Source organism: Candidatus Galacturonatibacter soehngenii (assembly GCF_008830185.1).
GTDB classification, from domain to species: domain Bacteria; phylum Bacillota; class Clostridia; order Lachnospirales; family Lachnospiraceae; genus Lachnotalea; species Lachnotalea soehngenii.
This window is the reverse complement of record NZ_WAGX01000002.1, coordinates 25,827-39,691: the sequence shown is the minus strand read 5'-3', so window position 1 is coordinate 39,691 and position 13,865 is coordinate 25,827. Positions and strand designations below refer to the sequence as shown.

General features: G+C 33.9%; 15 protein-coding genes. 8 read left to right on the top strand and 7 right to left on the bottom strand.

The window, feature by feature from the left end; all coding sequences use genetic code 11:
* Positions 1-109 precede the first annotated feature (109 nt).
* Genes F7O84_RS00395 through F7O84_RS00380 form a run of 4 tightly spaced genes read right to left on the bottom strand, consistent with a single transcriptional unit; the run spans position 110 to position 2,007 of the window.
* Positions 110-778 carry a DUF3568 family protein gene (locus tag F7O84_RS00395; RefSeq protein WP_192451606.1) on the bottom strand — a complete coding sequence of 223 codons (669 nt, stop codon included), beginning with the start codon at positions 776-778 and terminating at the stop codon, positions 110-112.
* Positions 775-978, bottom strand: coding sequence for a DUF975 family protein (locus tag F7O84_RS00390; protein WP_151140571.1), 204 nt, complete (start codon positions 976-978; stop codon positions 775-777). Before F7O84_RS00390 ends, F7O84_RS00395 begins: the two co-directional genes overlap by 4 nt.
* Positions 979-985: 7 nt before the next feature.
* On the bottom strand, positions 986-1,438 hold the full coding sequence (locus F7O84_RS00385; RefSeq protein WP_151140569.1) for a hypothetical protein: 453 nt from the start codon (positions 1,436-1,438) through the stop codon (positions 986-988).
* Positions 1,439-1,452: 14 nt separating this feature from the next.
* Positions 1,453-2,007 (bottom strand): DJ-1 family glyoxalase III, encoded by a 555-nt coding sequence (locus tag F7O84_RS00380; RefSeq protein ID WP_151140567.1) that lies wholly within the window; start codon positions 2,005-2,007, stop codon positions 1,453-1,455.
* Positions 2,008-2,249: 242 nt separating this feature from the next.
* Between F7O84_RS00380 and F7O84_RS00375 the strand changes: the two genes are divergently transcribed.
* The 3 genes from F7O84_RS00375 (at position 2,250) to F7O84_RS00365 (ending at position 5,552) form a co-directional block, all read left to right on the top strand.
* On the top strand, positions 2,250-2,831 hold the full coding sequence (locus F7O84_RS00375; RefSeq protein WP_151140565.1) for a TetR-like C-terminal domain-containing protein: 582 nt from the start codon (positions 2,250-2,252) through the stop codon (positions 2,829-2,831).
* Between the two features lie 122 nt (positions 2,832-2,953).
* The gene (locus tag F7O84_RS00370; RefSeq protein WP_151140563.1) at positions 2,954-4,729 is read left to right on the top strand and encodes an oleate hydratase; all 1,776 of its coding nucleotides are present in this window, start codon (positions 2,954-2,956) and stop codon (positions 4,727-4,729) included.
* Between the two features lie 85 nt (positions 4,730-4,814).
* Entirely contained in the window at positions 4,815-5,552 is a 738-nt protein-coding gene (locus tag F7O84_RS00365; RefSeq protein WP_151140560.1) for a gamma-glutamyl-gamma-aminobutyrate hydrolase family protein, read from the top strand.
* A gap of 23 nt (positions 5,553-5,575) precedes the next feature.
* Here the strand turns inward: F7O84_RS00365 and F7O84_RS00360 are convergent, their stop codons facing one another.
* Both F7O84_RS00360 and F7O84_RS00355 read right to left on the bottom strand, forming a co-directional pair.
* Positions 5,576-6,856, bottom strand: coding sequence for an L-cysteine desulfidase family protein (locus tag F7O84_RS00360; protein ID WP_151140558.1), 1,281 nt, complete (start codon positions 6,854-6,856; stop codon positions 5,576-5,578).
* Between the two features lie 100 nt (positions 6,857-6,956).
* Complete coding sequence (locus F7O84_RS00355) at positions 6,957-8,366, bottom strand: MATE family efflux transporter (protein WP_151140556.1); 1,410 nt, start codon at positions 8,364-8,366, stop codon at positions 6,957-6,959.
* A gap of 191 nt (positions 8,367-8,557) precedes the next feature.
* Here F7O84_RS00355 and F7O84_RS00350 point away from each other — a divergent pair, with 191 nt between their 5' ends.
* Positions 8,558-9,388, top strand: coding sequence for a helix-turn-helix transcriptional regulator (locus F7O84_RS00350; protein WP_151140554.1), 831 nt, complete (start codon positions 8,558-8,560; stop codon positions 9,386-9,388).
* Here the strand turns inward: F7O84_RS00350 and F7O84_RS00345 are convergent.
* Complete coding sequence (locus F7O84_RS00345) at positions 9,385-10,383, bottom strand: alpha/beta fold hydrolase (protein WP_151140552.1); 999 nt, start codon at positions 10,381-10,383, stop codon at positions 9,385-9,387. The genes F7O84_RS00350 and F7O84_RS00345 overlap by 4 nt on opposite strands.
* A gap of 211 nt (positions 10,384-10,594) precedes the next feature.
* On the opposite strand from F7O84_RS00345, the gene F7O84_RS00340 reads away from it, so the two are divergent.
* The 4 genes from F7O84_RS00340 (at position 10,595) to F7O84_RS00325 (ending at position 13,802) form a co-directional block, all read left to right on the top strand.
* A complete protein-coding gene (locus F7O84_RS00340; RefSeq protein WP_151140550.1) occupies positions 10,595-11,050 on the top strand; it encodes a CYTH domain-containing protein in 456 nt (151 codons plus the stop codon).
* 94 nt (positions 11,051-11,144) lie between these two features.
* On the top strand, positions 11,145-12,437 hold the full coding sequence (locus F7O84_RS00335; RefSeq protein WP_151140548.1) for an aspartate aminotransferase type Ic: 1,293 nt from the start codon (positions 11,145-11,147) through the stop codon (positions 12,435-12,437).
* Positions 12,438-12,627: 190 nt separating this feature from the next.
* A complete protein-coding gene (locus F7O84_RS00330) occupies positions 12,628-13,095 on the top strand; it encodes a helix-turn-helix domain-containing protein (protein ID WP_151140546.1) in 468 nt (155 codons plus the stop codon).
* A 128-nt stretch (positions 13,096-13,223) separates the two neighbouring features.
* On the top strand, positions 13,224-13,802 hold the full coding sequence (locus F7O84_RS00325; protein ID WP_151140545.1) for a biotin transporter BioY: 579 nt from the start codon (positions 13,224-13,226) through the stop codon (positions 13,800-13,802).
* Positions 13,803-13,865: the final 63 nt, after the last annotated feature.

Here is a 13,865-nt window from a genome sequence, read left to right as displayed (position 1 = left end):
ATTTCCTCCTTAAAATATATGCGAAAAGTTTTCTACACTTATCCATACTTACAGTCATTTTAATAGTATAACATAAGCTTTTTCAAATTACTAGTCTTTTTTCCAGTCTCTATTGTTTTAGGATAACACTGTCTATCTTTGTGAATTCTTCTGCCTCCATCGTATATACATTATCCTCTTGTAATACGACATTTACAGTGATCGTTACTGGTTCATCATACTGTATCGTTGGAATATTGTTTTCAAAAATCTGCATGATACCTTTTCCATATTCGGCCGCAAATTCATCATCCGATAATTCAGCAAAATCCCCATTTTCATTTTTTTCATTAAACTCTTCTACGTATTCCTTCCCTTCATTGGAAATACTTTGAAGTATTAACATGGGAGAAATTGCAATATCTACAGTAAAACCTTTATCTGTTTTTTTGGCCTCAGCTACTTCATATTTTGCTCTTTGATAAATTTGTTTACTATACTCAACAAACTTAATTTTCATTTCATCATTTAAAGTAACGGCCGTGTAATTTGCAAGCCCCTCGGCTTTTGTCTGCATTACAGCTTCATAGGCAGTTTTTGCATTTTCCTCTGTATCCTCTGTTAATTTAATATATTTTTCAAATTCTCCTTTATAGCTTGCATCCAAGATTCCTTGTACATATCCTGACGCATCAAACTCACCCTTTGTCAGTAAGCTAATGGTGGAACATCCGTTTAACAAGGTTACCAAAAGAATACTGATTATTAATGTAATTATACTCTTTTTCCTTTTAATCAAAACTCTACTCCCTCTCCAAATCCTTTTAATTCAATATGGTTACTGTAACCAACTGCAATCATTTTCTCTCTTGCCCAACCAATAAAGGAGAGCCCTAAAACAAAATAATTCCATTTTTCTCCCATCATCATCTCTTTACTTAGCTCGAAAGCTCTTTTTGAATCAATGCCTGGATTCTCAGCAAGTATGTATGGAACCATAGCATACTCATAGCTTTTTATAATACCTGGAATGACTAGTAGCAATGACCATAAGAAACATTATTTTAACTATATTCCAAAAGTATCCGCAAGAAAATGCAAATCCAATTTCTCCTACTCCTGTTTTAACATCTCTGCTACACATAAAATATCTGTTTTTTCCTACCAGTAAGGGATTGCCTACCAATAAACTTACAGCAATTGAAATCAATATAACAATAAGTCCAACGGATGCTACAATACCAATCAACCACAACATATCTGGCTGTAATAAGTTCTCTTTAAAGCTTTGAAACGAACTGTATTGGCTATCATACCTTGTTTGTATATTATTATAACCACCGTAACTTCCACCTCCGCCATTAAAAATACCCGAGATAATACAAACCAAAAAGGCTGGCCAATAATATCTTTTTAAATTTTCTTTTGCATTGGCTTTTAACCCTGCTCTATTCCTCATAATAACTCCTCCTTTTATTCACTTTTATAACAGATTGCAGCTTTGAGTTTTAAAGCTGTTTTCTGATTGACTAACTTCTCAATGATTGCCAGTCCAAAGTCTATGGCCGTTCCCATTCCTTTGCTTGTGATGATATTTTCATCTACTACTACATTTTTTTCTTCAATTACTGCGCCTTTTAATCTTTCTTCAAAACCTGGATAACAAATGGCATGTTTTCCTTTCAATATTTCATTATCCCCTAATACAGATGGAGCCGCGCAAATGGCAGAAATATTCTTTTTTTCTTTGGCAAATTGTTTTAAAAGTGTGACTAGTCCTTCGCAAGCCCCAAGATTTTTTGTTCCCGGCATTCCACCAGGCAAAACTAGCATATCATATGTTTCAAAAGAAACTTCTTCAAATAATTTATCTGCTAGAACAACAATCTGATGTGCCCCTGTTACTTCTCTTTTTTTTGTAATTGATATCATATCAATTTCTATTTCTGCTCTTCGAAGTAAATCAACAACGGTTAGTCCTTCTATTTCTTCAAACCCATCTGCTAAAAATATACCAACTTTACTCACTTTTTTCCTCCCAGCTAATTATATGTGTGCTTTACTTTTTTTTATTACAGATACATCATTTCTTTCTATTTCCATGATTTACATATATTTTATCATTATTCTATTATAAAGGAAATATTTTTTATTAACTTTGCCTCTTGCATCATTTTCCTAGTGGTAGTTTTTCATTCTTTCCTATGTTACACTAATTGTATTAAAAATGTTACAGTTAAACCTTAATTCTAGTATAAGGAGGTTATGACATGTCTCAAATCACAAAACGAGCTTTGGAGGAGTCCCTTAAAAAAATGCTTTTAAAGAAGCCACTAAATAAAATAACGATTTCAGATATTACATCGGATTGTGGTATGAATCGAATGACATTTTATTATCATTTTAAGGACATTTATGACTTAGTAGAATGGTCGTGTATTGAAGATGCTGCAAAAGCACTTGATGGTAATAAAACTTACGATACCTGGCAACAGGGATTTCTACAAATTTTTCAAGCTGTACTTGAAAATAAACCATTTATTACAAACGTTTATCATTCCGTAAACCACGAACAAGTGGAAGGCTATCTTTATACCATTACATATAATTTATTGATTGGCGTAGTAGAAGAACAGGCCAAAGGTCTTGACGTGTCTGATTCTGATAAGAGATTCATCGCCAATTTTTATAAATATGCTTTCGTTGGTCTAATGCTTGACTGGATAAAAAAAGATATGCGTGAAGATCCAATAAACATCATTGATCGATTAAGCACGTTAATCAATGGTGATATCAAAAGAGCTTTAATTAAATATAGTAACACTTCTTATCATAATCAAATATTTGATTAAAAAATATACACTTTTTATCTTTTGTTTAAAATTTTATCATGCCACTTTTATTGTATATAGTGAATCTCTTACTGTCTTATTAAAATATAGTTATCACAAACTATTTTTAAGGAGGTATTATTATGTATTATTCCAGTGGAAATTATGAAGCCTTTGCACGCCCCGAAAAACCCAAAGGCGTGGATCGCAAATCAGCTTATCTTATAGGCTCTGGTCTTGCTGCTCTTTCAGCCGCTTGCTTTCTTGTGCGTGACGGACAAATGGATGGAAAAAGGATACATATTCTAGAAAAAGATCCAATCCCTGGTGGAGCATGTGATGGTTATGAATATAGTCATATTGGCTATGTGATGCGTGGAGGTCGAGAAATGGATAATCATTTCGAATGCATGTGGGACCTTTTTCGTTCTATCCCCTCTATTGAAACAGAAGGGATTAGCGTATTGGATGAATATTATTGGCTTAATAAAAAAGATCCAAACTATTCCCTTATGCGTGCGACTATAAATCGTGGAGAAGATGCTCATACCGATGGTAAATTTGAATTGTCTGACAAAGGTGCTATGCAAATCATGAAATTGTTCTTTACACCAGATGAGGCTCTCTATAACAAACGTATTACCGATGTATTTGACGATGAGGTTTTGAATTCTAATTTTTGGCTGTATTGGCGTACCATGTTTGCGTTTGAAAACTGGCATAGCGCTTTAGAAATGAAGCTTTATATTAAACGTTTCGTTCATCATGTAGGAGGCTTGCCTGATTTTAGAGCATTACGATTTACTAAGTATAATCAATATGAATCCTTAATATTGCCAATGATAAAATATCTGGAATCGCATCACGTCCAGTTTCACTACAATACAAAAGTTGAAAATATAGAATTTGATATTGAACCAGACAAAAAAACCGCAAAGCGCATTACTATAATACAAAACGGTACAACAGAATATATTGACCTTACAGAAAATGACTTAATTTTTATTACCAATGGGGGTTGTGTGGAGAATTCCTCTTTAGGTGATCAATTTACTCCTGCCCCATTCAATACAAAGCTAAAACCTGGTGGCGGCTGGGATATGTGGCGAAAGATTGCAGCTTGCGACCCTTCATTTGGAAATCCCGATAAATTCTGCTATGATGCAGAACAAACGAATTGGATGTCTGCAACCGTAACGACCTTAGATGATAAAATACCTCCTTATGTCCAGTCTATATGTAAACGCAATCCATTTGCTGGCACTGTTGTAACTGGTGGTATTGTAACGGTAAAGGACTCTAATTGGCTTCTTAGCTGGACCTTTAATCGTCAACCTCAATTTCGCAATCAGCCAAAAGATCAGTTAGTTGGATGGATTTATGGACTATTTAGTGACAAACCAGGAAATTACATCAAAAAACCAATGCGTGATTGTACTGGAATGGAAATATGTATGGAATGGCTCTATCACCTTGGTGTACCAGAAAATGAAATCGAGGATATGGCAAAAAACAGTGCAAATACAGTTCCTTGTATGATGCCTTATATTACAGCCTTTTTTATGCCACGTGAAGCAGGTGATCGCCCATTCGTCGTACCAAAAGGCAGTGTGAATTTTGCTTTTCTTGGACAGTTTGCTGAGACGGTACGTGATACTATTTTCACGACTGAATATTCTGTTCGAACTGGTATGGAAGCAGTTTACACACTCTTGGATATAGATCGAGGTGTACCAGAAGTGTGGGGTAGTACCTTTGATGTAAGAGATTTGTTAGACGCCACTGTTAAAATAAATGATGGCAAAACACTTTTTGACATGTCTCTTACTTTGAAACAAAAAATGGCATTAAAAGATCTATTAAAGAAAATCGAAGGCACAGATATTGAAAAATTACTAAAGGAATATCACGTAATTTAAACACTAGAGTGTGAGTAAAGCTCACACTCTTTTTTCATTTGCATATGATAGTATTAATTTTAACTTCAACTGGAGGTCTTGTTTTATGAAACCACTGATAGGTATTGCTTCGAATCTAACCGTTGAGTCAAGCTTTCACTTAGAGCAAAATGTGGTGGGATGTCATTATATTGAATCTATTAAAAAATCTGGTGGGTTACCTATCTTGATTCCATTTACGCTAAACCACGCAGATATTTGTACTTATGTTACCTTATGTCAAGGTTTTTTATTTTGTGGCGGCGGAGATATTAATCCTTTGCTCTTTGGTGAAAATCCTCATGCCCTCAATGGTTCGGGCCATGTAGAACTTGATCAATTTCACCTTTTTCTTATGGAAAAAATTCTATCTGCAAACAAACCAGTACTTGGCATATGTCGTGGAATCCAGATATTAAATGTTGCTTGTGGTGGTTCTATCTATCAAGACCTTTCCTTGACTGGTAATTCTACAATCAAGCATATGCAGTCCGAAGCAAAAAGGCACTTTGTAACTCATAAAGTAACCTTTATAGAGGGTACAATTCTACAAGAACTATTTGGTCATGAAGTTTATACAAATAGTTATCATCATCAAGCAGTAAACAAATTAGGGGACAACTTAATAGCATCAGGATTTACAGATGATGGGATTATCGAAGCACTAGAGATGCTTTCTCATCCCTTTCAAGTTGGTGTACAATGGCATCCTGAAAACTTTATTCAAGTTGGCAACGCAATGCTTCCTCTCTTTGAGCGATTGGTGGATACCGCAATGCAAAGAGTAGTCTTTGAAGGTGCGTAAAACTCACCTTCAAAGACTACTCTTTAACAGGATTCTAGCATTATTTTGATGATCTCTTTATCTGTCTCACTCATTCCATTTCTTGCTAGTTTTCCAACATTTGTAATTGTATTTTCGACACCCTTTTTTACAATTCCATCTCCATCTACAAATTCCTGACCTTCTTTATACATATAATATCCTAGTATACCAACATCTACAGAAGCCGATATTTTTGCGGCACAAGAGGCTTTTGCCCCATCGCATATAATTCCTGATGCAATCGCAAGCGCATTGACTACCGTATGAGCAATCTCTTCATATCCTCCACCATATAGATAGGCAATGGCCGCGCCACTTCCGCAACCCGCACTCACTGCACCACAATAAGCAGATAATCTTCCAATCCCTGTTTTTAAATGTATCGTAGTTAAATTTGAGATAATAAGCGCTCGATATTTTGTCTCTTCTGATACCTTTAATTCATCCGCATACTCAATGACTGGTATAGAAGCGGTAATCCCTTGATTTCCGCTTCCAGAATTAATGACAACAGGAAGCTCACAGCCATTCATTCTGGCATCGGACCCAGCGGCAGCTTTTGCTTTTGCACGAACTTTCACATCTTGGCTACCATAGGTTTTAAGAAGTACTTTTCCTATGTTCGCTCCATAGCTACCTTTTAGTCCTTCCTCTGCAATTGCCGTATTATACAGAATTTGTTGTTCTAATATTTCCTTGACTTTAGGTATGGATACCTCATTTGCAAAGGCAACGATATCCTTTATATTTAATAATGATCGATCTGTTTGGGGCAAAGACTTTTTCGCCTGAACCTTCTTACTTAAAACAACCTCATTATTTTTCTTTATTTCAACTACATTGGTATGATAATCTAAAATACGAACTTTTACACAATCTTCACTTGCATATACCGTGAGTATAATGTCAAAAATATATGGAGAATTGGCATATTCTACTTGAATGATATTACGATTTAGGTATTTTTTAATTTCTTCTATCTGTTCACTGGATACACTTTCAATTACCTCAAGTTCTTTCTTGGCATCTCCAGCTATAATTCCTGCGCAAACAGAAGCTTCTATCCCTCTTAATCCTCCTGTATGAGGTACCACCACACTTTTTACATTCTTGATGATATTTCCGCTTACTTCAATCTTTATTTTCTGCGGAATTTCTCCTAAGGTTTCTCTTGCTATTGCTGCTGCATATGCGATTGCAATGGGTTCTGTACACCCCATTGCAGGAATTAGTTCTTCTTTTAATATATTGATATAAGCATTGTATCTTTCTTTCGTAATCATATTACTGCTCCTATGGTGCTACATCTAATTTTCTGATTTTAAAAGAATACAATAGAATCAAAGTACTGTCAAGCTAGCCCCTATGTTACTTATATGTTACTTAAAAGAAGGTAATTTGATATTCTCTACATATTTTTTTGATTACGATGACTGCAACTATACAAGAAAATAAAGTCACCAGCACATTACTTACCATCATGACCACTCCAACACTTTCACTTCCAAGAGAGGTAAACATCTGCAATCCCCACAAAATCGGAATACGAAACACAAATACACGGCAAAAATTAATGAGCAGGGTGCATTTTGTATAACCAAAACCTAACATCAACGAAATCACTGCTGCATTGATTCCTAAAGGAATACAGCCGCCTAAGGATTCGAAACGATAAATAGTATAAATCAATTCCTTAAATTGGTAATCCACTCCATTTACTGAATTTGAAAACACATCACTAATTTGATTCAGATAAAGTCTTGTTAATATAAAACCTAAGATACCAACTATAATATTAATCACCAAGACTTTCTTAAAGGCATCCAACGATCTTTTTGGCTTTGCTGCTCCTAAGTTCTGACTAATAATCGCTGCTGCTCCTTCTTGAAACCCATTTTGTGGATTCGTTGTTAAGCCCCCTATGCTATTTGAAATACCAAGTGCACCAACGGTTAACGAGCCATATATTCCACTCATAGAATTAATAATTACTTTTCCAAAGTTAAATGCTACCTTTTCTACAATAACTGGGAAAGATAAAGAAAGCATAGGTTTTGTAATTTCTTTTTTAAACGACATGTACTCAAAAGATAATCCAAATGCGTTATTTTTTTTATTCAAAGAAATCATTCCTGCAATCAATAAAACGGATTGAGAGATGATTGTTGCCATGGCAATCATCGTAATCCCCCATTGTAGGACGTAGACAAATAATGCAGTTAGCGACAATTTGACTCCAATCACCACTATATTTAAGGTTAATATTCGTTTTGAATTTCCTCTTGCACGTTCCACGCATATATATACATTATTAAAGAAGGTTATTACTAGTCCAATTAGTTCAATTGCAAAGTATTTACTGCCGATTGTAATTAACTCTTCTGGTGTGTTTGCCAATCTTAGAAGGGGAACCGTAAAAGGTAGCACAAAAACCAATAAACTAACTCCAAGTATTGCACATAGAGCAAATAAACTATTCACTCTTTTTTTTACCAATTCATAGTTTCCTTCTCCATATGCCTGACTTATCTTTAAACTTCCTCCTACTGCAAGCCCACCACCAATTGCAGCAAGCATCATATTAATCTGGGACAAATACGCCACTGCTGAAACAGAGGTGGCACTGATATGTGATGCCATCATGGAATCTAATATTTTAAATAACTGAATTAATTCCTGATAAAGTGCTAATGGAAATCCTACTTGTAATATAACCATCCACATATTTCCGTTTAAAGAAAAATCGCGGAAGCTTTCATCTTTTTTTGATATAATTACTTCTGTCTTAGACATGATACACTCCTTAGTTTCTATATGATGTAAAAATAAATTACTCTTATTTTTCTTATGTATAGACATTGTAAAACAAATTTCATGTATTCTCTACTAATTTTAATGGTATCTTTAAAGATATTACTGATAATTTGTCATTTTTATGTTAATATGATATAACCATAAACATTTCACTTAGAAAGGATTGGAACATGTTAAAAGATAAGAAATTGGATTTTATTGCGGACAGACGAAAAAGGGAACAATATTTTAAGATGCAACACTCCCATTTTCATCCTTACTATGAAATCTATTATTTATATTCTGGAAAACGAAGAATTTTTGTCAACGATACCTTATATACTTTAAATCGTGGCGATATGGTTTTGATTAACAAAAATGTATTACATCGTACCACCTTTATTTCTGACGAGACACATGAGCGATTTGCTATTAATTTTTCAGATAAATATCTCAATTCTTTATATGAGGAGTATTCTAAGGAAGATATACTTGCTTGTTTTACACACCCTTTTTTAACCATACAATATAACCGACGTGATTATATTGAAGATATTTTTAAAAAGTTAATTTATGAATCGAATCAACTAGATGATTTCTCGGAGCACTTAATCCAAAGTTACTTGCAAGAATTAATTATATTTTTATTGCGTTATCAAAAAAACGAGGCGCAATCTCAGATCCCCCTAAACTTAACCGATGAGGTCATTCAAAAGACAGCAAAATACATCCGAAGTAATTACAATCAACCAATCACTTTAGAAATAGCCGCTCAGTATGCCAATATGAGTACAACTTATTTTTCAAAAAAATTTAAAGCTGTCACGGGGTTTGGTTTTAAAGAATATTTGTGTAAAATTCGTCTAACAGAAGCCTCCAAACTTCTTCTTGAGACAAATGAATCCATTACGGATATTGCATTCTCCTGTGGTTTTTCTGACAGCAACTATTTTGGAGATGTATTCAAAAAAATGAAGGGGATATCTCCCCTCCAATATCGAAAAACCAATGAACTTGTTTAATGAATAAAGTCAAATATTTTATTTAAATAAGGTGTAATAATCTCACTTGTTGCCATAAATATCTCATGCTTACTTTCTGGTACAAAAACAAAACGTGCGTGTTTTACACCTTTTACAAAACGATACAAGCCACGTGCTTTTACAACCGTATCTTTTTCTGCTTGAAACACAATGACTGGAATTCTGATTCTTGCTAAATTTGCTGGTTTTAGTAGCTTTCTAGTAGCTAACACCGATTGTTTAAACCAAGAATAAGATGCACAATAATTTTGATACTCTTTATTCCTTAATCGCTTATTAAAAAAATAATCATAACGCACTTTTGATATTGCGCAACTATCTTCGAATCGTTCCTTTTCATTAAAGGTAGAATGTACAAAAAGATAATCCGTTTTATGACCAGTTAGTATTTTAAAATTAGCCATAATTCGCCCCATCCAGGTTGGAACATTTCCTGAGTCAATTTCAAACATAGGGGAAGAAAAGATTGCTCGATTAAAATCACTTGGATATTTTTCTAAGTAAGTTGCTCCAATTGCTCCTCCCATTGAGTGCGCATATAAAATAATTGGTATTTTTTTACTACTTGGTTCAACAATTATTTTCATAAACATTCTTAAATCTTCCACATAATCCGTAAATTTTTCCACGTGTGTTACTGAGTAGTCTTCTACCATTCGATACGATTTACCATGACCTTGATGATCCAAAACAAACACACTACAATTTTCTCTATAAAAGTAATAAATCATTTCTTTATATTTTTCTGCATTTTCTGTAAATCCATGACATATCACTATGCTGTTTTTTGCCTTGGGATTTATGTATTTTTCATAATAAATATTCTTATCAGTAGTCCTAGCAAAATACCCATGCTTTTTAATTTGATTTAATAAAGGCTCTACTCCTTCTAGCATTTTCTCATTATATTCATCTTCTGGAATACTTTTTACTTTAAAAGTCTGTTTGTCTTTGTGTAACTTTTCCCTTTTCATGTCTATACCTCTTTCTACATTTATTCCCTCTTCATTTAATTTCCCTTTAAGATAGTTATACTACGATATTAGTTATATTTAAACAATTATTTCTATACAATATTTTACAAATTTTACTGATACATTTTGTGAATCACTTTACAAAGCCTGCTTCTTATACTATGATAATTCCAGTCTTAAAAACATATGTGTGTGATGAAAAGGAGTCAATATGGAAATAGAACGAAAATTTTTAATTAAATATCTTCCTGATAACTTAGAAAAATATGCTTGTATTGCAATTGAACAAGCCTATTTGTCAACTGATCCAGTTGTCCGAGTACGAAAATCAAACGATAACTATACATTAACATACAAATCAAAAGGATTTTTATCTAGAGAAGAGTACAATATGCCTCTCACAAAAGATTCCTACTATCATTTAAGAGAAAAAGCCGATGGTAATATTATAAGTAAAAAAAGATACCTCATTCCATACGATTCGAACCTTACCATTGAGTTGGATCTCTTTTTAGAACCCTTTGAAACATTAATGCTAGCAGAAGTAGAATTTGATTCCGAGGAACAAGCAAAAGCCTTCATACCTCCCGATTGGTTTGAAAAAGATGTAACATTTTCCAAGGAATATCATAACAGTTATTTAAGTAGTAAGATATTTAACGTATAATCATGCAATATTCGTTTATTTTTACGCTTGACACACTGACTCGAATAAAATAGAATTAAGAAAGTTTAAATCGTTATTAACTTAGGAGGCTATTATGAAATCGTTAAAACAAATGGGGAAAGATGAGTTGTTACGGCTTAAGGCAGAGCTGGAAGCAAAATTTGAAGATGCAAAAGAAAAAGGACTAAAACTTGATATGTCAAGAGGAAAACCTTCAATCCCCCAACTTGATATGGCAATGGGTATGATGGATGTGATAAACAGTCAGAGTAATCTTTACACCGAAGATGGTATGGATTGTAGAAATTATGGAATATCAGATGGCATTTTTGAAGCAAAAAAACTGATGGCAGATATTATGGAAGTATCACCTGACCATGTCGTAGTATGTGGTAATTCAAGTTTAAGTATCATGTATGAAACCATTTCTCGTTCCATGACGCATGGTGTTCTTGGTCATACTCCATGGGCTAAATTGGACAAAGTAAAATTTTTATGCCCAGTTCCAGGTTATGATAGACATTTTGCAATTACAGAGTTATTTGGTATTGAAATGCTTCCTATCCCTATGACAGAGAATGGTCCAGATATGGAGATGGTAGAGCAATTAGTCGCATCTGACGAGAGTATAAAAGGCATTTGGTGTATTCCCAAATACTCAAACCCACAGGGTATTTCTTATTCCGATGAGACGGTTCGTCGTTTTGCTAAGCTTAAGCCTGCTGCAAAAGACTTTCGAATCTTTTGGGATAATGCTTATGCAATTCACCATTTGTATGATAACGATCAGGCCTCCTTGCTTGAAATATTAAGCGAATGTGAAAAAGCTGGTAATCCTGATATGGTCTATGAATTTTCATCTACCTCTAAAGTCAGCTTTGCTGGAGGCGGTATATCGGCTGTTGCCTCTTCCTTCGCTAACCTAAGTGAAATGAAAAAATTTCTTTCGATACAAACCATTGGATACGATAAAATAAATCAATTAAGACATGTAAGGTATTTTAAAAATATTGATGGTATAAAAGAGCATATGAAGAAGCATGCTGCGATTTTAAGACCTAAATTCGAAGTAGTACTTCAGGTATTGCAGGATGAATTAAGTGGTCTTGAGATTGGTAGCTGGCTAGAGCCAAAAGGTGGATATTTCATATCGTTTGAAGCGTTAGAAGGATGTGCCAAAGCTATAGTTGCCAAATGTAAAGAAGCTGGTGTTGTTATGACAGATGCAGGTGCTACCTATCCGTATGGAAAAGATCCATATGATTCAAATATTCGTATTGCACCTTCCTTCCCAACTCCTGATGAAATGCATCAAGCTGCATTGATTTTCACACTTTGCGTAAAACTAATAAGTGTTAATAAATTATTAGAACAGCAATCGTATTAGAGTGTATTTTATAGCCCTTCATGGATGTTATCCTTAGCAAAAAGCAACGAAACCTTGCAACGTTTCGTTGCTTTTTATAGTGAAGTCATTTACGATTCAATCTGTTTCCTTTAGAGTAATTAATGGTAAAAATTGCTATAATCATGATATGTATTGTACTAGTTTAAAATGAAGGAAAGGATTAATACATATGTCACTCTCATTATTACCGCTTAAGCTAATCGAATTACGCAAAAAGCATAACTATACACAAGAATATGTAAGTTCTTATATCCATATTTCTCGTGGAGGATACTCACAATATGAAACAGGTAAACGAGTCCCAAGCAGTGAGAGCTTGTTAAAGCTAGCAGAACTATATAATATTAGTATTAATCAATTAATTAATCCTCACATTATTTCAGTATCTGATAATTTTCTTTCTGATTCATCTGCTGCATATCCTGCCACTAATTCAATTGACGTTTATAAGTTAAAGGATCTGGGCATTTTATTGCTAAACAGTTCTCCTCCCCTAGATATCCAATCCATTACCCAAAACGATATTAATTTCTTAAGCAATTACAAAAAGCTAAGTCCACAAGATCAAGAAGACATAAGACTCTTTGTATCTTGTAAATATAAAAATCAAGTGAAAAGAAACAAAAAAGAGAATTGAAGTTTGATAAAAATCCAATATTGCATATTGGATTTTTATCCTATTGTTAACCTGTATTTTTTTTAGGTTGACAATTAGGTTTTATTTTTTTATAATCTTGGTATGTATCTGAAAGGAGATTATAAATTATGAATGAAAAAACCAATGCCAATTCATCTGTTATGTTTAAAGGTTCCATTTATCAAATGGCTCTTATAGGGATTATGACTGCAGTTACTTGTATATTAGGGCCACTTTCAATTCCTATTCCCTTTAGTCCTGTTCCTATTTCATTTACGAATCTTGTGATTTATATAACTGCTTTTATATTAGGATGGAAAAAAGGTACACTTAGTTATTTAATTTATTTATTATTAGGACTTGTTGGACTTCCAATCTTTAGTAATTTCTCAGGAGGACCTGGTAAACTTTTGGGCCCAACAGGTGGGTATTTAATTGGATTTATATTAATGGCTTTTATTAGCGGACTCTTTATCGAACGTTTCTATGGTAAGATAAATATGTACATACTGGGGCTAGTTCTTGCTAGCGCTGCTAATTATTTGTTAGGAACTACCTGGCTTTCCTATCAACTTGATATAACTTTTTATCAAGCACTGACCATTGGGGTACTCCCTTATCTAATCGCAGATGCAATTAAAATTGCGATTGCAATTATTATCGGTCCTATGATTCGTCACCGCCTGTTACAAGCCAATCTATTGTAGCAAGAGCCAAATGTTTACAACGAAATCTTTCATTTTCAATAAAACAAGGCATGAGCAAAGCTC